Genomic DNA, 18,797 nt, shown 5'->3' with positions numbered 1-18,797 from the left:
TTCGGCATTGTGGCATCAATCATTACTTAAACGGAACACATCGGCAGATTTAGAAACCCCGTTTTGCGCTACTCCGCCGCCGAACATAATGGTAAAATCGGTACTTGCTCCGGCCAGCAAATTACGGGCTGTACCTATCGTAAGCACAGACCATGTTCCGCTTTTGATATCGTAAACATCGGCGGCCGTTGATGAACCGGTACCGATATAACCGCCCGCAAAAACAATTTTATTGGGGCTCCCTGCGGCTGCCAGATCTTCCCTTGCCTGCGAAATTTCACTGGTCGACCATGTATTGGTTGATACATCATAAATGTCGGCTGTTTTTACCAGTCCGGCAGCAGTAGTTTGTCCGCCTGCAAATACAATTTTATCACCCGCACCTGCTCCGGCAAAATGATCTTTTGCGCTGCTAAGCGTTGCTGTAGACCAGGCATGCGTATTTATATCATAAATATCAACGGTGTTTAAGGGTATGCCGGCATTGTCATCGCCGCCAGCGAAAACAATTTTTGTGCCTGCTGCCGCAGCTACCAGCCCTGTGCGCGCTACGCTAAGTTGAGCGGTTGTCCAGGTATTGGTGTTGGTGTTATAAATGTCAACTGTTTTTGAAACGCCCGATGCGCCCCTGCCCCCTGCAAAAATAATAGTATTACCTAAAGCTGCCGCAGCAAGGCCGGCCCTGGCTTCACTCAATTGTGCGGTTATCCAGATGTTTTTAGTAAGGTCGTAAATATCGGCAACATTTGAAAAAGATGTGGCGTTCTTACCACCCCCAAATATTATCTTTCCACCAGCTGCCGCCCCAGCCAGCATATACCGGGCTTCGCTCAAGCTGCCGGTGTACCATACGTTTTGCAGGGCATCATATACGTCTACAGTTTTTGAAAGCGTTGCGCCATTATCTGTAGTGCCGCCTGCAAAAAACACACTGCCTGCAAGCCCTGCAGCCGCCAGACCGCTTCGTGCTACTGTCATATCAATACTGCCCAGATAGCTTATTTTAGTAAACCCCGCTCCGGGGTCAGTGGGTGGCGCAGGATTGCTTTTTTTTGAACATGAACCGGCCGCAGCCAATACAATTGCAGCCGAAAGCAGTAGATTTATTTTTCTCATAGAATGACTGAAGCTTAAAATCAAAAATAATCAAATCGCACAATCAATATAATGGTTAGGGTGTGCGTGTATTGTCAATTACGGGCAAAAAACGGGATTGGTTACAGCCGCAGGAAAATATTTCAGCGCGTAGAAATGAAAATCAAAATACCTGTTCCACTTTTTTATCGGGGTAATCAAGTTTTTCGCTTTTTCTTACGCCGCCAACAATAATGTGCACGATATTTATCTGGTCGTCAAACTGGTTATGCAGCAGGCTCACATTCACCCCCACTTTTTTAACAGCAGGTATTTTGGCCGATTCGAGATAGACGTCGGTTGCTTCCTTATTTATCTCAAAGCCCAGGTAGCTCAGATTTGCTGGTGCGCCGTCGGTTTTAATTTGCAGATTGGCGCTAATGTATTTTTTTACCAGCTCATCCATGGCTTTATGCATGTCGGCGCGGGTAAGGTCGGTTTTAGTACGAAATTGTTTGGCAAGGGCAACTTCAAAGTCGTCGGTAAAAATGGTGCAGATAACCTCCAACTTGTTGTCCTGCTTGTTGTATTCAACGTTAGTCGTACTTACATGAATGGGATGAAAAGCGAAAGAAGTATGTTTCGCCGGCGCCATCATGCCCAAGGCAATGTAACAATATAGTAACGGTTGGTAAATAAAAGCCCACATAGCGTACCCTGATTTTAATAGTAAAAAAAACGGCTTAAATTTAAAGCTTTCAAGGGTTAGTTTCACAATGTCCGACTTTAGTTTTTATTTTGTGATGGGCTGGCGCCATATCATCAGCACCGATGCGCTTGACCACCAGCTGTTTATACTGGCCCTGGCCTGCGTGTATTCTATACGGGATATTAAGCGGGTGCTGATATTGGTAACAGCTTTTACCATAGGGCATTCATTAACACTGGCTTTAAGCGTGTACGATGTGATCAGGTTTTCCAGCAAATGGGTTGAATTTCTGATACCCTGCACTATATTTATAACCGCACTGAAGAATATTTTTCAGATAGACAGAAGAGATACAAGCGCACGGATAAATTATTATCTTGCACTGTGTTTTGGCTTGATACACGGCATGGGTTTCGCTAATGCGATCCGTATTATGCTGGCCAAAGACCAAACCATAGGCTGGGGCCTGTTTGGTTTTAATATCGGGCTGGAAGCAGGACAAATTTTAGTGGTGGCAATTATATTGATAGTGGGAATATTATTCCTGAATATTGTCAAAGTAAAGCGCCGCGATTGGGTGTTTTTTCTTTCGGCAGGTGTGTTTGCGCTATCGTTAAAAATGGCTTTGGAAAGATTGCCTTTTTGATTTCCGGTTTGCGATTTAGGAATTTGAATTGAAAAGGCGCCAAATACATTTTACGGACTTTTCCGGCTTTCCGGACTTAACAAAAAGTAACTGATCTTATAAATAATAATTTACAAACGATGAAAAAAGTTTTTACCTCACTCTTTTTCAGCTTTGCAATTGCCGGTTTTGCGGGTGCGCAGGATATTCAGAATAATCCCACCAGCAACCACGGCAATAAGTTTGAGCAATTGGGCACCATACTCAGCACGCCCAATGAACAACGCACAGCCAGCGGTGCGCCGGGAAATAAGTACTGGCAGCAGCGCGCGGATTACGACATCAAATGCGACCTGGATGAAAAGAACCTGAAACTTACCGGATCCGAAACCATTACCTATTACAACAACTCGCCCGACCCGCTGGATTACATCTGGATGCAACTGGATGAGAACCAGCACAACAATAAGGATAACGCTAATTACCAGCAAAGCACGGTTATGCCGCGCGGCGCAGGTACCTTACAGTTAGACAGGATTGAAAAATCGGACGCTGACAACGGTTACGGCGATAAAATAGCCAGCATTACCGATGCACTTGGTAAGAAATTGCCATATACCATTAACAAAACCATGATGCGTATTGACCTGGCTACTCCTTTGAAGCCCGGCGCTAAGATGGTATTCACCGTTAAATGGTCCTATAAAATATCCGACAGGATGAGCCTTGGCGGCCGTGGTGGTTATGAATATTTTCCTGAAGACGGGAATTATCTCTTCACCATGACCCAATGGTACCCGCGCCTTTGCGTGTACAGCGACTTCCAGGGATGGCAGAACCACCAGTTTACAGGCAGGGGTGAATTTGCTCTTACGTTCGGTAACTTCAAGGTGGCCATGACGGTTCCGGCTGACCATATTATTGGCGCAACAGGCGAATGTATCAACTATGCATCCGTACTATCGCCAACCGAAATGGCCCGCTACACCAAAGCAAGGAGTGCATCTGAACCTGTTGAGATTGTGACCCTTGACGAGGCTAAAAAGAAAGAAAAATCTCCAAGCAGCGCAAAGAAGACCTGGATTTTCCAGGCCAACAACGTGCGCGACTTTGCCTGGGGATCATCACGTAAATTTATATGGGATGGCATGGGCCAGAAGGTTGAAGGCAAAACAGTAATGTGTATGAGTTATTATGGTAAAGAGGCTTACAACTTGTACCGTAAGCTATCTACAAAACTGGTTGCACATACTGTAAAAACTTACTCAAGCTTCACTTTTCCGTTCCCTTACCCCGTAGCGCAAAGTGTTGAAGCAGCAAACGGCATGGAATACCCCATGATCTGCTTTAACTATGGCCGCACCGAAAAAGATGGAACATACAGCGAGAGCACCAAAAATGGTATGATAGGTGTGGTTATTCACGAAGTTGGCCATAACTTTTTCCCGATGATAGTAAACAGCGATGAGCGCCAGTGGACATGGATGGATGAAGGTTTGAACTCATTTGTGGAGTACCTGACCGAAGAACTTTGGGATAACAAATATCCAAGCAAGAAAGGTGCGGCTTACACCATTGTTGACTACATGAAGCTGCCTAAAAATGAACTGGAGCCGGTAATGAGCAACTCGGAAAACATTGTTCGCTTTGGGCCTAATGCTTACACCAAGCCTGCTACCGCACTGAACATTTTGCGCGAGACCATTATGGGCCGCAAGCTGTTTGATTATGCGTTTAAAGAATACGCAAGACGCTGGGAATTTAAGCACCCAACACCGGCAGACTTCTTCCGCACCATGAGCGATGCCAGTGGCGAAAACCTGGATTGGTTCTGGAGAGGCTGGTTCTATAATACCGAGCCATGCGATATTTCGCTGGATTCAGTTAAGGTTGCCAAAGCTGATTTAACCGGCAAGGCCCCCCAGTTTAACCGCAGGGGCGGAGCCCGCAAGGTTGATGCGCCGGCAGTTAATGCCTTCGAGGATATCTCTAAGATCCGTAACCGCGAAGACAAAAACATTAAATTTTATGTAGATAAGGATACTTCTGTCCGCGACTTTTACTATAAATACGATCGCGGACTGGCCGCTGTTGATACTACCAAGTTCAATAACATGACCAAGGAATTGACGCCGCCTCAACGCAGCGCCGAGGACGAAGCCATTACCGATGAGGATAAAGCCAAATATGCAGGTAAGTATTTCTACCAGCTTAACTTCAGTAACAAGGGTGGCTTGGTTATGCCGATTATTGTCGAATTTACCTATGCTGACGGCACCAAGTCAGTCGATCGTATCCCTGCGCAGATCTGGAGACTGAATGAGAAAAACTGTTCAAAATTCTATGTACAGGATAAAGAAGTGGCCTCTATCAAGCTCGACCCGATGCGCGAAACTGCTGATATTGATGAAAGCAATAACTATTGGGGCAAATTGCCATCGCCTTCCAAATTCCAGATATTTAAGCAAAAAGTTAACGCTGCTGCCGCCCGCGGGCAATCGGTTGGCGTAAACCCGATGCAGGTATCTGGCAGTAAATAACAATATAAATTATAGCCCGGCTATAATTACAAAGCCCGTTAATCATTCCAGGTGATTAACGGGCTTTTTATTAACCACCGGCATTGATATCCGGCTATTCCGCAAGTTTACTTCTTGCCTGCAACCATTTCTTCCAGCGCATCAATCCAGGTGGGGGCGTCATTAAGGCTTTCCACCAGTTGCACATGCTCGCCGCCGAGGGCTTTAAACTCTGCGCCATATTCCTCGGTCACCTCGTAAACAGTCTCAAGGCAATCAGCCACAAAAGCAGGGCAAAATACCAGCAGCCTTTTTTTACCTTCTTTTGCCAATTGGGCAATAACCTGACTGGTATACGGTTGTACCCAGGGGTCGCTGCCAAGGCGCGACTGGAAGCAAACGGTGTATTTCTCTTTTGGAAGATTGAGCTTTTCTGCGATCAAACGCGCCGTATCATACGATTGGGCTGAGTAGCAATATTTATTTACGTCGTTAAGTGAATCGCAGCAGCCGGATGATTTAAGGCAGTAATTGCCGGTATGATCACATTTCATGAGCTGGCGCTGCGGCAGGCCATGAAAACTGAATAAGATATGGTCGAATGTTTCAGGCTGATACTTGCGGCCGTTATTGGCGAATGTTTCGATCATTAGCTCATTATCGTGAAATGAGTTAACGAAAGACAGCGAAGGGATGGTTTGCCAATTACCTATGATCTCCATTACCTTTTCGTAAACCGACCCTGTACTGGCCGAAGCATATTGCGGGAATAAAGCAATAACCTGTATGCTTTCCACAAGGCCGGCCTTCAGTCTTTCAAGTGCCGATTCAATTGACGGACTTTGATAGCGCATGGCCAGCTCAACCTGGTATTCGTCGCCGAGACGCTGCTGCAGGGCCTGGTGCTGCAGTTTACTGTAATGCAAAAGCGGCGAGCCTGTCTCGTCATTCCAGATATACTTGTATAACTTACCGGACTTCGGCGCCCTGAATGGCGAGATGATTCCCTTAACCAACAAGGCGCGGGAGATAGGGTTAATATCGATAACCCGCGGGTCCATCAAAAACTCGTTGAGATATTTTCTTACATCGCTGGTTTCGGGACTGTCGGGTGTACCCAGGTTAACCAGTAATATTCCTTTTTTAGCCATAATTTCGGGTTGTAAAAATAGTGATTAGCGGTCAGAGATTAGAGCTTAGCTAAAAATGAACTGGTTTAAAAATCATTAATAGTCCTAAAGTGTGTAAGATATGATGCAGAAATGACTAATTACAACTGTTAACCGCAAATTGCTCACTACTAACTCAAAACGTCTCCAGTTCCGCTTTTACTTCCTGCATCAGCCACATAGGCGTGGAAGTAGCTCCCGCTATGCCCACTTTATCACCAGGCGAAAATAATTCCTTTTGCAGCTCGGCCGCCGATGAAATAAAATAAGTATTGGGGTTGTGTTTGCGGCAAACTTCGAACAGCACCTTACCATTTGATGATTTGCGGCCCGACACAAAAACAATTTTGTCAAATTTACTGACGAACTTGGGCAAATCCATGTCGCGGTTAGACACCTGCCGGCAAATGGTGTCGTTGGCTTTCAGATTATAACCGCGTTGCAACAGCTGATCTTTAATACTGTAGAACTTTTCCATACTCTTGGTAGTTTGGCTGTACAGCGTGATATTTTCAGGCAGGTCCACATCATCCAGCTCAGCAATGTCCTGGAAAACAACAGCTTCGTTATTGGTTTGGCCCTGTAGTCCTATTACTTCGGCGTGCCCGTGTTTGCCGAAAATGATTATCTTTTCATTGGAATCGTATGACGTTTTTATCCGGTTCTGTAGTTTAAGCACTACGGGGCAGGAGGCATCGATAAGTGTTATGTTATTTTCAAGCGCTATGCGGTAAGTTTCCGGCGCTTCGCCATGTGCGCGGATCAATACTTTCTCGTTTCGTAGATTGGCGAGGCCGGCGTGATCAATAATGCGCAAACCCTTGGCTTTAAGGCGTTCCACCTCTTCGTCATTATGAACAATATCGCCCAGGCAATACAGGTACCCGTCTTCGCCAAGTATTTCTTCTGCCATATCAATAGCATAAACAACCCCGAAGCAAAAGCCGGAATCCTGATCGATAGTAACCTGTAAACCGTAATCTCCCATTACTGTGCAAAATTAAGTAATAAAGTTCAATGGTTCAATCAAGCCATTGTCTTTTCCTTCACATCAAAATCAAACCCTCCTCCCTTTCCAGATATTTGTCTTGGTGAGATGTTTTTGAATGGATAGAAAGGCAATGATCACCATATTTACCATCTGAACAGGATGCAGAATGATGTTATACAAAGCGTTTTGGCCCGATGCCAGCGATATCATAATACGTGACAGGATGATCAGACCGGCCGTAAAAAGTATCAGGTTAAAGTTTAACGTCATTAATATAATCATGGGCCCGCCAAACAACAACAGGATATAAATTAACAGCCCTATGATGCTGTAGTTAAAGGCGGCTAAAGCGTTTTTACTGAACCCGTTCAACGCTTCGCGGTAACCCCGGTACATCCTGCAAAACATCATGCCGTTGGCCAGCAATACTTCGCCGCTATATGATGCCGATTTTACAAGCTGCATTATTTCGGCATCTTCAACCACTTTATCCTTAGCGGCCCGGTGCCATTCGTGCCCGTGGTACGATTCGGACTCAAACAACATAAATTGCCCGCACGCGGTAGCTGCCGAAGGGCTTTTTGTTAAAAACGCCAGGCGCACGGGGAAGGTATTTAGTAGCAAAAAATTGAGCAGCGGCACTGTTACTTTTTCGCCAAATGTATGCATTTGCTGGTTAGGGAAAAGGCTCAACAAGCCAAGCTTATTAATGTGCATTCGGTGTATTGCACTATTGATCAACCCATTGCAAATAGTTGTGTCAGCATCCAAAAACAGCAGGTATTTGCCTTTAGCTTTCCTGGCGAGTTGATGACAGGCATAATTTTTACCCAGCCAGCCCTGCGGGAGTTCATCGCCTTTAATTATACTTACTGCTGAATGGGTTCGGGCGAACTTCTCACATATCCCGTAGGTATTGTCAGTCGACTGATCATCATAAATAATCACTTCATAATTTTTATAATCCTGCTTAATGATTGACTGAAGCAACGGCAGTATAGCACCTTGTTCGTTTCTGGCGGGAACCAGGATAGATACCCGTTCATCATAATGGCGGTTTACCCTGGTGAGCTTGGGATTGGAAACAAAATTAAATACCGTTACCGTAAAACGCAGAACGATAAATAAAAGGGTAATTGATATTGCGATTAACACCTGATAAAGGTAATAAATTGTCTTTGCGCTCTTACTTTTAGGTCGTATTAAAAAGTAACCCTTCAAGTTTTAAAGCTATTATCTTTTGGCTTTAGGCTTACGCCAAATACGTGGCTTGCTGCCATCGTCGGGATAAAAGATAGCAATCTCTTCACTGTATTCATATCCATCAAAAACATAGTATTTTTGGTTGTAAGCTTTCATTAACGGCTTATTAAGATTGCAGTTATCGGCAACAGTATATACAAAATACGGACTGTATGCGCACACTTTTCCATTCGATAATACCTGGTCGCACTGAAACGTTATCCTGTAAACAAAATCTAAACGATGGTCATCGTTGAGGTCGGTTAATGCAATCGGGCTTTCAATATTTAACTTACCGGTATCATCAATAACCATTTTAACATCACCATTCTCAATATTAAGTATGGAGAATTCGCTTCTGTAGCCAGCACCGTCCTGAACGCCAAATAGTAAGATAGCGCTATGCTTATCTGTTTTTTTTAAGAACAGCCATTTAGAATCAATTGAATTCTTATTCGATTTGAGAAACTCATCATCTACCTCTGTCCATTCGCCTTTAGCGCGAAATGTCTTTTTCGGGAGACCAGAAATACTAACTGAAATTCTGTTGTAGTTTACATATCCCTGTAAAGATGAACTTAAAATAATTGTGTCGATTTTACCGTCCTCGTTAATATCAGTTGTTATTGATTTAACGGACTTAAATGTATGCTTTTGCCCGGTTGCATTTAGCCAGATAAAGGAAAGTGTTAATAGAAGCGATATTCTCATCTTGTCGTGATTTTAGAGTTCTACTTCCGTTTGTGATTTTTTAGCGGCATCGTAATGCCGTTGGTATGCTTCTTTTAATTCTGCTATGCTTTTATCATGATAATCCGCCGATTCACTTTTTAAATATACGTTGATGCTTTGTTTCCTGTGCTTGTAAAACTGGATAAAGGTTGCGGCAAATACCAACTGAAATTTACCCGCCGCCTTTTTCATCACTCTTAATACACCTTTTTCAAAACGTACATCCTCCACAAAATTCGAAAAGAGCTTACCCTGTGGGAATAACAGCACAAGATTACCGGGTTGATTTAGAAGTTTCGCGGCATAATCGAGCGATTCAATCATTTTCCGGGAGCTTTTGTTGATGGAAAATGCACCACCATATTGCAGGTAATGGAGCTTATAGGCGGTGTCTTCATTAACCATGAAATAGAAATTCTTTTTAAACAGCTTATCATTAACGCAATGTAATATCAGGCCATCCCAAAAGCTGAAATGATTTGCCAGTAAAAGAATAGATTTATTTTCATGAATATCGATGGTATTAAAAATAAGCTGCTGAAATTTAGTACGCACAAGAAACTTTACGTATTGATGCATGCACCAATAAATGAGCTTATTTTTCCTGGGGTATACCATCTTTAATGTGCCCGACAATGATAGCCGTTGCGCCGGTATGTTCCTCTACATACCTTCTGATTTTTCGCCCGGCATCCTTATAAAAGGTTTGATTATTAATGAGGTTATTTGTTACGTTTTGCAATTCCGCTTCATTACTGATGCTAAAACCTGCCTGTAGCGCTATCAAGTCTTTTGCCTCTTTAAACTTTGAATATTCTGGCCCGAAAATTACCGGGAGACCGAAAGCCGCGGCCTCCAGCGTGTTATGTATGCCGACGCCAAAGCCGCCCCCTATATAAGCTATATCACCGTATTGATAAAGTGACGAAAGCATGCCGATATTGTCTATGATAAGATGGGAGACGCGAGATGCGAGATGTGAGACATCCGTTGTATTTGCAATTTCTGAATAGCGGACCGAAGAACCGGGAGGTAATAGTGAAATCAGCTTTTGAATCTTGTCCTCACCGATCTCGTGCGGGGCGATGACGAATTTCCAACCAGGATATTGGGTTGCCAAAGTTGCAATCAGTTCTTCGTCGGGCGGCCAGGTGCTGCCGGCAATGAATACCTTATGCCCGGCGGTAAATTCTTTCACTACCGGGATAATTTTCGGATGCTGCGCGTTTGCCCAAACCCGGTCGAAGCGGGTATCGCCGCTTATGGTAACGTTAGCAATATGAATGGCAGACAACAGTTCCTTTGATGTTTCATCCTGCACAAAAAAATGCGATACATAACCCAGCATCCTGCGGTGCAGCGCGCCGTACCATTTAAAAAACACTTGCCCCGGCCTGAATATTCCCGAAATAATATAAAGGGGGATATTGCGCTGATGAGATTCGTTGAAAAAGTGGTACCAATATTCGTACTTGGTAAACACAGCGAGTTCCGGCTGAATGGCATCTATAAATTTCCGTGCATTGGCTGCTGTATCAAGCGGCAGGTAGTATACATGGTCTGCAAGAAGGGTGTTTTTCCGTATCTCATATCCCGAGGGCGAGAAGAAAGTAATCACGATTTTCTTTCGGGGAAATGTGGTACGGAAGTATTCTAACACCGGCCTTCCCTGTTCAAACTCACCAAGTGAGGCAAAGTGAAACCAAATGCTCTGCTCTAACCGTATAAGAGCCTGATTTTTGCGCCCGGCTATCCATAGCCTGGCCTTCCTGTTAAAGAATGAAGCTATATAAACTGCGACGAAATATAATCTAACCCCGGAATTATATAGTAAGAGCATTTTAATTATTATGAATTATTAACTTCGCGGGGATAAATGTAATCACATAAAACATATTATTATATGAAAATTGCTGTTATCGGAACCGGCTATGTAGGCCTTGTTACCGGAACTTGTTTAGCCGAAACCGGTAATGAGGTTGTTTGCGTAGACATTGTTGAAGAAAAAGTAAACAAGATGCGGGCGGGCGAAATGCCGATTTATGAACCCGGTCTGGATTTACTGTTTCACAGAAACATCAAACAGGAACGATTAACATTTACCACCAATCTTGCCGAAGCTATTGCGCCCGCTAAAGTAATATTTTTAGCACTGCCAACCCCTCCGGGCGCCGATGGCGCCGCTGACCTGAGCTATGTGCTGGGCGCCGCGAAGGACATTGCAAAAATAATTACTGAATATAAGGTGATTGTTACCAAATCAACCGTTCCGGTGGGCACGGCTGATAAGGTGAAGGCGGTAATGATGGAAAACACAGAAACTCCATTTGCCGTAGTATCAAACCCCGAGTTTTTACGTGAGGGCGTGGCGGTTGAAGATTTTATGAAACCCGACCGTGTGGTAATTGGTACCATGGACGAAAAAGCACGCCAGATAATGGGCGACTTATATGCACCGTATGTCCGGCAGGGCAACCCGATATTATACATGGATGAACGCTCGTCTGAGCTTACCAAATATGCCGCTAACTCGTTCCTGGCAACCAAGATTACCTTCATGAACGAGATAGCTAATATGTGTGAACTTGTGGGCGCCGATGTGGACATGGTGCGCAAAGGCGTAGGCGCCGATGCGCGTATCGGGAAGCGCTTCCTGTTCCCTGGCGTTGGTTACGGCGGCAGCTGTTTCCCTAAGGACGTACAGGCACTGGCTAAATCGGCAGAGGAGAATAAATATGAGTTTAAGATTCTGAACTCGGTAATGGAGGTTAACGAAACGCAGAAAAAACGTCTGGTTGTTAAAATGCGTGAGTACTATGGCAAAGACGGCCTTAGAGGTAAAACTTTTGCGCTTTGGGGCCTGGCGTTTAAGCCGGAAACTGACGACATACGCGAAGCCCCCGCCTTATACATTATTGACGAGCTGTTAAAGGAAGGCGCTAAAATTATTGCCTACGACCCGGAAGGCATGCCAAACGTAAAAAGGCTGCTGGGCGATAAAATAAACTATGCGGCAAACAGGTACGATGCACTTGAAAGCGCCGATGCTTTACTGATTGTAACCGAATGGCCCGTGTTCAGGACACCTGATTTCGAATTTATGAAGGAAAAACTAAAAGCTCCTGTTATCTTTGACGGGCGTAACCTTTACGACCTGGACAGGATGAAGGAGTACGGTTTCTACTACAGCAGCATCGGGCGTAAAACAGTTAAATAATGGCAGACCGTAAAAGAATACTGATAACCGGCGCGGCGGGTTTCCTGGGCTCGCACCTGTGCGACAGGTTTATTGCTGAAGATTACCACGTTATCGGCATGGATAACCTGATAACCGGCGACCTGCGTAATATTGAACATTTATTTAAACTGGAAAACTTTGAGTTTTATAACCATGATGTTTCCAAGTTTGTATATGTTCCGGGCGACCTGCATTATATCCTGCACTTTGCCTCGCCGGCAAGCCCTATTGATTATTTAAAGATCCCTATACAAACATTAAAGGTTGGTTCGCTGGGGACGCATAACCTGCTGGGACTGGCGCGCTCAAAAAAAGCGCGCATGCTGATAGCTTCGACATCCGAAGTTTACGGCGACCCGAATGTAAACCCGCAGCCGGAGGAATATTGGGGTAATGTTAACCCTGTCGGGCCGCGCGGCGTTTATGACGAAGCCAAACGTTTCCAGGAAGCGATCACTATGGCATACCATACCTTCCACGGTTTGGAAACCCGTATCGTACGTATATTTAATACCTACGGCCCGCGTATGCGTTTGAATGACGGGCGCGTATTGCCGGCATTTATTGGCCAGGCCCTGCGCGGCGAACCATTAACAATGTTTGGGGATGGATCTCAAACACGCTCTTTTTGCTATGTGGATGACCTGATTGAAGGCATCTACCGGCTGTTGTTCAGCGACTATGCGCAGCCAATGAACATAGGCAATCCGGATGAAATAACGATACGTGAGTTTGGCGAAGAAATCATTAAACTTACAGGAACTGACCAAAAGCTGATCAGCCTTCCTTTGCCAACGGACGACCCAAAGCAACGCAGGCCTGATATTACCAAAGCTAAAAGCATTTTGGGCTGGGAGCCGAAAGTTTCCCGAAGCGAAGGCCTGAAAATCACTTACGAATACTTTAAATCGCTGCCCAAAAAGGAGATACAGCATAAAGACTTTACCTATTATAACAAAAACTAATGGCTAAAATTTTAGTAACAGGCGGCCTGGGCTACATCGGTTCGCATACCGTGGTTGAACTGGTTGCAGCAGGATACGAGCCTGTGATCGTAGACGATTTATCTAACTCCAATATTAAGATATTAGACCAGCTTAGTAAAATCATCGGGTTTAAACCGGCCTTTCACCAATTTGACCTTTGTGATATGGAAAAGCTGGAAAAATTTGTGGCAGCCGAACCCGGGATTGAAGGAATAATTCATTTTGCTGCTTTTAAAGCTGTAGGCGAATCCGTAAAGAATCCGTTAAAATACTATCACACCAACATTGCCTCCCTGGTTAACTTACTGAAAGTATATAAGGATAAACCAGCCGATTTTGTTTTTTCATCAAGCTGTACGGTATACGGGCAGCCCGACATCTTGCCGGTAACTGAAGATGCGCCTGTAAAACCCGCGCAATCGCCATACGGAAACACCAAGCAAATTGCAGAAGAGATACTAAAGGATGCGGTAGTTTCGGGCGACGTTAAGAAAGTTATTGCCCTCCGTTACTTTAACCCGGTAGGGGCGCATGAAAGTGCTTTGATTGGCGAGCTGCCAAATGGCGTACCGCAAAACCTGGTACCCTTTATTACGCAAACAGCTATTGGCAAACGTGAGAAAATAACCGTATTTGGAAACGATTACAACACCAAAGACGGCAGTTGCATACGCGATTATATTCACGTGGTGGATTTAGCTAAAGCGCACGTGGCTGCTTTAAAATTGATGGCAAATAACGATTTTAAAGGTTATGACGTATTTAACCTGGGCACGGGCAACGGGAATACGGTGCTTGAAATAATCGCGGCGTTTGAGAACACGACAGGCGTAAAATTAAATTATGAAATTGGGCCCCGCCGCGAAGGAGACGTTGAAAAAGTTTGGGGCGATGTAACCAAATCGGCCAACGTATTAAAGTGGACAGCAAAGCTGGGCATTGATGTTATGATGGCGTCGGCCTGGGAATGGGAAAAATACTTATCGCAAAACCCCTCATAGTGCGATTGTAAACCGGCGGCTTGAGTTATTTAATATTTAACCTCTTTTAACAAAAACCGATTTGATAATTGTAACTAAGCGGGTATAATTGTAATCAAACCGCTATTGGTTGAAAAGGTTTCTGAATACAATTGATTACTCGTAAAACGAAAGCATTATTTTAATGAAAAAAATAATCATTACCGGTGGCGCAGGTTTTATAGGTTCGCACGTGGTGCGCCGGTTTGTAAAAAATTACCCGGATTACACCATTATTAATCTTGACAAGCTGACCTATGCAGGCAACCTGGCAAACCTGCGCGATATTGAGCATGAGCCAAATTATAAATTTGTAAAGGGCGATATTGTTGATAAAGACTTTATCCAAAAACTTTTCGCTGACGAGCAACCCGATGCAGTAATACATCTGGCGGCGGAGTCGCATGTAGATCGCTCTATTACCAACCCGCTTGATTTTGTTATCACCAATGTGGTAGGTACGGTGAACTTATTGAATGCTGCCCGCCACGCATGGCAGGGAAAATATGACGCGACCCGGTTCTATCATGTATCCACCGACGAGGTTTACGGTACCTTGGGCGAAGACGGGATGTTTACCGAAGAAACCGGCTACGACCCGCATTCGCCATATTCAGCCTCCAAAGCAAGTTCCGATCACTTTGTGCGTGCCTATTATGATACTTATGGACTGGGTACCGTAATTTCGAACTGCTCAAATAATTACGGTTCGTTTCATTTCCCTGAAAAATTGATACCGCTGGCTATAAATAACATCAAACAGATGAAGCCGGTGCCTGTTTATGGTAAAGGCGAGAACGTGCGCGACTGGCTATGGGTTGAAGATCATGCCCGGGCTATCGACGTAATATTCCATAAGGCCAAAGCCGGTTCTACTTATAACATCGGCGGCCATAATGAGTGGAAAAATATTGACCTGATTAAACTGCTTTGCCGGATAATGGATAAAAAGTTAGGCAGGCAGGCCGGTGAGTCGGAAAAACTGATAACTTTTGTTACCGACAGGGCAGGCCATGATTTAAGGTATGCGATTGACGCGTCGAAGCTAAAAAACGAATTGGGATGGGTGCCATCCATAACTTTTGAGGAAGGCCTTGAAAAGACCGTTGACTGGTACCTGGCAAATGAGGATTGGCTGAATGACGTTACTTCGGGCCACTATCAGCAATACTACAACGAGCAATACAACAACCGGTAAGATGTTTGGGTTATTTAAAAAGAAAGAGGCGAAGCGGGAAATTACTTTTGATTATAGTTCGATAGGCGTCGACATGCACTCGCATATCCTGCCGGGCATTGATGACGGTGCACAAAATCCGCAGGAATCAATATTCCTGATCAAACAAATGATGGAGGTAGGTATAAAGAAATTTATTGCCACCCCACACATCATGGTTGATTATTACCGAAACAACGCTGAAACTATAACTAACGCCCTTACTATTCTTAAGGCCGAGCTGGAAAAGGAAAGCATTGATGTAGAAGTGCAGGCCGCTGCGGAACACTATTTCGATGAGACTTTTGAAAAGAGGATAGATGCCGGTGAATTGATGATAATGGGCGACAATTATGTGCTTTTTGAATTCTCATTCATCAATCAGCCCGTTAATACTATTCCTGTAGTTGAAAAACTAAAGGACAAAGGCTATAAACCGATCCTGGCCCATCCTGAACGGTATCCCTACATGGACCTGGAGCAATTCAGGAACCTTCACGACTGGGGGGTAGACTTTCAAATGAATACTATATCGTTAACCGGTTACTACGGCCTGGGGGCAAAGAAAATTGCCGAGCAGTTAATAGATAACCAGTTGATCAATTTTATATCCAGCGATATGCACCATCCCAGGCATGCCGAGGCATTCAAGAAGGCGCTGAGGATGCCCTATCTTGAAAAACTGCTTTTTGACTACCCGCTGAAAAACACGCTGCTGAAGTAACACGCGGTTGTTAAGATGTGCGGATGAGAAATTTGATGACCTTGTTATTTAAGGTTTTCTTAACCACCCAAACCGGCACGTCTGATTGACTTATTCGCACATCTTACTCATACCTCAGGGCTTCGACCGGATCGAGCCGGGCCGCTTTTTTTGCAGGATAGAAACCCGAAACAAGGCCGATACCGGTACAAAGCGCAATAGCTCCGAACAACCATTTCCAGGGTGTTACGAATGACCCGCTGATATTTACGGCAATGAGATTGCCGATTGCCATCCCAAGAATAATACCGCCAACACCGCCGATAAGGCATATTACGATAGCTTCTATTAAAAACTGTTTGCGTATGATGGACGGTGTCGCTCCCAGTGATTTACGCAGGCCGATCTCGCGTGTGCGTTCAGTAACGGACACCAGCATAATATTCATCAAACCGATTGCTGCTCCCACAAGAGTAATAATTCCTATGGTGGCGCCGCCAATCGTCATGTAGGCTAACTGACCGGACAACTCCTGTTGTATAGAATCGCTCCTTTCAATTTCAAAATTATCCTCTTTACCAACGCGCAGGCCGCGGATATTTCTGAATAACGAGGTGGCTTCGCCGATGCTGGCATCAAGGGCCGCCGGATTGCTTACTTTTACGGTGATGGTAAATGAGGTATGCAATGAATCTTTAAGCTGGTTAGCTTTGGTAACAGGTATCACACAAAATTTATCTCCCCCAAAGCCGGCGCTGGAGCCTTTTGACGCAAAAACGCCTATCACCTTATATTCGTTGTTGCCTACATAAATCATCTTATTTATGGGGTCTGCGTCTTTGAACAGTTTCTTTTTTATTTCGTTGCCGATCATCACCACATTGCTGCCGTGCTCCATTTCCGAGGCAGAAAAGTTACGGCCGAAAGCCAGCTTCTGTCCGTTGGTTGCCAGGTAGTTCTCGTTAGAACCATTTACCGAAATATTGGGGTTGGTTTTTTGATTGCCATACTTAGCTACTGCAGTGCCCGAAAGCTGCAGGTTAATAGCGATGACTGCTGGCAGGGCAAATTTTTCTTTAAATGCCCTGGCCTGGTCATACCTGATGGCAGGGTAAACCTTACGGTGACCGCCATTACCAAAGCCAAGCCCCTGACCCCTATTTTGCAATGTAAATGAGTTGGCGCCAAGCCCGGAAAAAGCATCATTGGTAAATTGCTTTACCCCTTCAATAGCAGTTAAAATGCCTACCAGGGCCATAATACCAATAGCGATGATCAACGCAGTGAGCGATGTACGCAGCCTGTTGCCGCCTATAGACTGCAGGGCGATAGATATATTTTCTCTGTAGGTGGTTTTTACGGCCATATCTGGTTAAAAAGTGCTTGACAGTAAGACTATGGTACCCACTGGTTTGTTACACGCCAATATTGGTATAACTTTCTGATGAAAATTTACCGTAAAGTTATGCTGTCTGAAAGGGAAACAGTCATAAAGACAATATTGTATTGGATATTTTTTGCTTAACTTTGGTTAAGGCCGGGCTAATACGCTGATAATAAAGACAAAAATGGACACAATCATCACTCATCCAACCAAACGCAGGTTATTTAAGGAGTTTGAGTACCCCGACCTGATACCCTATTCTATCGCGGTACTTTCGGTGGTTGCTTTTACCTATCTTTTGCTGTGCCTGCCGCATACTTATCTGTAATTATGTATGTGCAAAAATCAACCTCACTTATCTCTATGAAACGTGTACTTCTATTATGTATGGTATTGCTGGGCCATATAGCCTGGGGCCAAACGGCTACAAAAACCGAAACCGGAACGATAACACGAACAACTGCTGCCGGAATTACAACCAAAAGCTTTAGCCGGACGCACGTAATGGATTCGACCACACTAGTAAAAGATTCAATGGGCAGGCGGTATGCTTATAAGGAGTGGCATGACAAGGTTTTGTCGGGCCGCTATATGCTACGGAAAAATAGCGCGCCCGACGATAGCTCGGATAACTACATGCTCGTTAAATTGAGTGATGCGGACCTGGCCCGAATCAAGGCAATGCGTTCTAAAATGAACCCCGATGAAAGCGGTGTGATCAGAACAGGGGCTAAATTCAATTTTGTTAGAGCCAAAGCAATTGATGGATACGAGGTGCTTCCGGATAAGCTGGCCGGCAAGGTCGTAATTATAAACTTTTGGTTTATTGGCTGCGCGCCTTGCCGGGCCGAGATGCCTGAACTTAACAAAATAGCAACAGCCTATGCGAATAATCCTGATGTAGTGTTTATTGGGGTATCTACTGATGAGAAAGACAAAATCGAGGAGTTTTTAAAGACAACGCCTTTTCAATATCATCATATTGCTGATGGCAGAAAAATCGCAGCTATGTACCAGGTTAAGGGCTATCCGACAAATGTTATAGTTGGAAAAGATGGAGATATTAAAAAACACAGCATGGGGTACGGGCCGGGTATGCTAGATGACTTTAGCAAACTAATTGCGGAGGAACTGGCGAAATAAGCTGCAGAACAAAAATAAGAAGGCGAAAAGCAGTTGATACCTTTCGC

At 44.6% G+C, this 18,797-nt stretch carries 18 protein-coding genes; 9 read left to right on the top strand and 9 right to left on the bottom strand.

The features are described from left to right. Positions 1 to 15: 15 nt before the first annotated feature. Both Q3W13_RS21410 and Q3W13_RS21405 read right to left on the bottom strand, forming a co-directional pair. Positions 16 to 1,116, bottom strand: a complete 1,101-nt coding sequence (locus Q3W13_RS21410; protein WP_302867415.1) for a kelch repeat-containing protein — start codon at positions 1,114 to 1,116, stop codon at positions 16 to 18. 142 nt (positions 1,117 to 1,258) lie between these two features. Next, a complete protein-coding gene (locus tag Q3W13_RS21405) occupies positions 1,259 to 1,849 on the bottom strand; it encodes a DUF6702 family protein (RefSeq protein WP_302867414.1) in 591 nt (196 codons plus the stop codon). Position 1,850: 1 nt separating this feature from the next. Here Q3W13_RS21405 and Q3W13_RS21400 point away from each other — a divergent pair, with 1 nt between their 5' ends. Both Q3W13_RS21400 and Q3W13_RS21395 read left to right on the top strand, forming a co-directional pair. Further along, a complete protein-coding gene (locus Q3W13_RS21400) occupies positions 1,851 to 2,429 on the top strand; it encodes a HupE/UreJ family protein (protein WP_302867413.1) in 579 nt (192 codons plus the stop codon). A gap of 119 nt (positions 2,430 to 2,548) precedes the next feature. After that, positions 2,549 to 4,948 (top strand): M1 family metallopeptidase, encoded by a 2,400-nt coding sequence (locus Q3W13_RS21395; RefSeq protein WP_302867412.1) that lies wholly within the window; start codon positions 2,549 to 2,551, stop codon positions 4,946 to 4,948. 107 nt (positions 4,949 to 5,055) lie between these two features. On the opposite strand, the gene hemH is transcribed toward Q3W13_RS21395, so the two are convergent. The 6 genes from hemH to Q3W13_RS21365 form a co-directional block, all read right to left on the bottom strand. Continuing rightward, a complete protein-coding gene (gene hemH, locus Q3W13_RS21390; protein ID WP_302867410.1) occupies positions 5,056 to 6,078 on the bottom strand; it encodes a ferrochelatase in 1,023 nt (340 codons plus the stop codon). A 154-nt stretch (positions 6,079 to 6,232) separates the two neighbouring features. Beyond that, a complete protein-coding gene (locus Q3W13_RS21385; protein ID WP_302867409.1) occupies positions 6,233 to 7,084 on the bottom strand; it encodes a 4-hydroxy-3-methylbut-2-enyl diphosphate reductase in 852 nt (283 codons plus the stop codon). Positions 7,085 to 7,153: 69 nt separating this feature from the next. Continuing rightward, positions 7,154 to 8,242, bottom strand: coding sequence for a glycosyltransferase family 2 protein (locus tag Q3W13_RS21380; RefSeq protein ID WP_302867407.1), 1,089 nt, complete (start codon positions 8,240 to 8,242; stop codon positions 7,154 to 7,156). A 78-nt stretch (positions 8,243 to 8,320) separates the two neighbouring features. Continuing rightward, the gene (locus tag Q3W13_RS21375; RefSeq protein WP_302867404.1) at positions 8,321 to 9,040 is read right to left on the bottom strand and encodes a hypothetical protein; all 720 of its coding nucleotides are present in this window, start codon (positions 9,038 to 9,040) and stop codon (positions 8,321 to 8,323) included. 12 nt (positions 9,041 to 9,052) lie between these two features. Beyond that, complete coding sequence (locus Q3W13_RS21370; RefSeq protein ID WP_302867402.1) at positions 9,053 to 9,640, bottom strand: 1-acyl-sn-glycerol-3-phosphate acyltransferase; 588 nt, start codon at positions 9,638 to 9,640, stop codon at positions 9,053 to 9,055. Positions 9,641 to 9,656: 16 nt separating this feature from the next. After that, entirely contained in the window at positions 9,657 to 10,901 is a 1,245-nt protein-coding gene (locus tag Q3W13_RS21365; RefSeq protein ID WP_302867400.1) for a 3-deoxy-D-manno-octulosonic acid transferase, read from the bottom strand. Positions 10,902 to 10,964: 63 nt separating this feature from the next. Here Q3W13_RS21365 and Q3W13_RS21360 point away from each other — a divergent pair, with 63 nt between their 5' ends. The 5 genes from Q3W13_RS21360 (at position 10,965) to Q3W13_RS21340 (ending at position 16,244) form a co-directional block, all read left to right on the top strand. Next, on the top strand, positions 10,965 to 12,278 hold the full coding sequence (locus Q3W13_RS21360) for a UDP-glucose/GDP-mannose dehydrogenase family protein (RefSeq protein ID WP_302867398.1): 1,314 nt from the start codon (positions 10,965 to 10,967) through the stop codon (positions 12,276 to 12,278). Beyond that, positions 12,278 to 13,264, top strand: a complete 987-nt coding sequence (locus tag Q3W13_RS21355) for a UDP-glucuronic acid decarboxylase family protein (protein WP_302867396.1) — start codon at positions 12,278 to 12,280, stop codon at positions 13,262 to 13,264. Before Q3W13_RS21360 ends, Q3W13_RS21355 begins: the two co-directional genes overlap by 1 nt. Next, positions 13,264 to 14,286: a UDP-glucose 4-epimerase GalE gene (gene galE / locus Q3W13_RS21350; RefSeq protein ID WP_302867395.1), complete on the top strand. Its 1,023-nt coding sequence runs from the start codon at positions 13,264 to 13,266 to the stop codon at positions 14,284 to 14,286. The genes Q3W13_RS21355 and galE overlap by 1 nt, the downstream gene beginning before the upstream one ends. 163 nt (positions 14,287 to 14,449) lie before the next feature. After that, on the top strand, positions 14,450 to 15,502 hold the full coding sequence (rfbB, locus tag Q3W13_RS21345; RefSeq protein WP_302867393.1) for a dTDP-glucose 4,6-dehydratase: 1,053 nt from the start codon (positions 14,450 to 14,452) through the stop codon (positions 15,500 to 15,502). Then, complete coding sequence (locus Q3W13_RS21340; protein WP_302867392.1) at positions 15,444 to 16,244, top strand: tyrosine-protein phosphatase; 801 nt, start codon at positions 15,444 to 15,446, stop codon at positions 16,242 to 16,244. Before rfbB ends, Q3W13_RS21340 begins: the two co-directional genes overlap by 59 nt. Before the next feature lie 103 nt (positions 16,245 to 16,347). On the opposite strand, the gene Q3W13_RS21335 is transcribed toward Q3W13_RS21340, so the two are convergent. Further along, positions 16,348 to 17,589: an ABC transporter permease gene (locus Q3W13_RS21335; protein WP_302867389.1), complete on the bottom strand. Its 1,242-nt coding sequence runs from the start codon at positions 17,587 to 17,589 to the stop codon at positions 16,348 to 16,350. A 202-nt stretch (positions 17,590 to 17,791) separates the two neighbouring features. Between Q3W13_RS21335 and Q3W13_RS21330 the strand changes: the two genes are divergently transcribed. Together Q3W13_RS21330 and Q3W13_RS21325 are read left to right on the top strand one after the other, a co-directional pair. After that, positions 17,792 to 17,935 (top strand): hypothetical protein, encoded by a 144-nt coding sequence (locus Q3W13_RS21330; RefSeq protein WP_302867386.1) that lies wholly within the window; start codon positions 17,792 to 17,794, stop codon positions 17,933 to 17,935. Positions 17,936 to 17,970: 35 nt separating this feature from the next. Further along, entirely contained in the window at positions 17,971 to 18,750 is a 780-nt protein-coding gene (locus Q3W13_RS21325; RefSeq protein ID WP_302867385.1) for a TlpA disulfide reductase family protein, read from the top strand. The last annotated feature ends 47 nt before the right edge of the window (positions 18,751 to 18,797 follow it).

This window comes from Mucilaginibacter sp. L3T2-6, assembly GCF_030519355.1.
Classification (GTDB): Bacteria; Bacteroidota; Bacteroidia; order Sphingobacteriales; family Sphingobacteriaceae; genus Mucilaginibacter.
The sequence above is the reverse complement of the archived record's forward strand: the minus strand, read 5'-3'. Positions and strand labels throughout refer to the sequence as shown.

Excerpts from the sequence above, each read along its gene's own strand:
- Q3W13_RS21410 (WP_302867415.1), bottom strand. The coding sequence starts at position 1,116 with ATGAGAAAAATAAATCTACTGCTTTCGGCTGCAATTGTATTGGCTGCG.
- Q3W13_RS21400 (WP_302867413.1), top strand. The coding sequence starts at position 1,851 with ATGTCCGACTTTAGTTTTTATTTTGTGATGGGCTGGCGCCATATCATC.
- Q3W13_RS21395 (WP_302867412.1), top strand. The coding sequence starts at position 2,549 with ATGAAAAAAGTTTTTACCTCACTCTTTTTCAGCTTTGCAATTGCCGGT.
- hemH (WP_302867410.1), bottom strand. The coding sequence starts at position 6,078 with ATGGCTAAAAAAGGAATATTACTGGTTAACCTGGGTACACCCGACAGT.
- Q3W13_RS21385 (WP_302867409.1), bottom strand. The coding sequence starts at position 7,084 with ATGGGAGATTACGGTTTACAGGTTACTATCGATCAGGATTCCGGCTTT.
- Q3W13_RS21375 (WP_302867404.1), bottom strand. The coding sequence starts at position 9,040 with ATGAGAATATCGCTTCTATTAACACTTTCCTTTATCTGGCTAAATGCA.
- Q3W13_RS21370 (WP_302867402.1), bottom strand. The coding sequence starts at position 9,640 with ATGCATCAATACGTAAAGTTTCTTGTGCGTACTAAATTTCAGCAGCTT.
- Q3W13_RS21365 (WP_302867400.1), bottom strand. The coding sequence starts at position 10,901 with ATGCTCTTACTATATAATTCCGGGGTTAGATTATATTTCGTCGCAGTT.
- Q3W13_RS21360 (WP_302867398.1), top strand. The coding sequence starts at position 10,965 with ATGAAAATTGCTGTTATCGGAACCGGCTATGTAGGCCTTGTTACCGGA.
- Q3W13_RS21355 (WP_302867396.1), top strand. The coding sequence starts at position 12,278 with ATGGCAGACCGTAAAAGAATACTGATAACCGGCGCGGCGGGTTTCCTG.
- galE (WP_302867395.1), top strand. The coding sequence starts at position 13,264 with ATGGCTAAAATTTTAGTAACAGGCGGCCTGGGCTACATCGGTTCGCAT.
- rfbB (WP_302867393.1), top strand. The coding sequence starts at position 14,450 with ATGAAAAAAATAATCATTACCGGTGGCGCAGGTTTTATAGGTTCGCAC.
- Q3W13_RS21340 (WP_302867392.1), top strand. The coding sequence starts at position 15,444 with ATGACGTTACTTCGGGCCACTATCAGCAATACTACAACGAGCAATACA.
- Q3W13_RS21335 (WP_302867389.1), bottom strand. The coding sequence starts at position 17,589 with ATGGCCGTAAAAACCACCTACAGAGAAAATATATCTATCGCCCTGCAG.
- Q3W13_RS21330 (WP_302867386.1), top strand. The coding sequence starts at position 17,792 with ATGGACACAATCATCACTCATCCAACCAAACGCAGGTTATTTAAGGAG.
- Q3W13_RS21325 (WP_302867385.1), top strand. The coding sequence starts at position 17,971 with ATGAAACGTGTACTTCTATTATGTATGGTATTGCTGGGCCATATAGCC.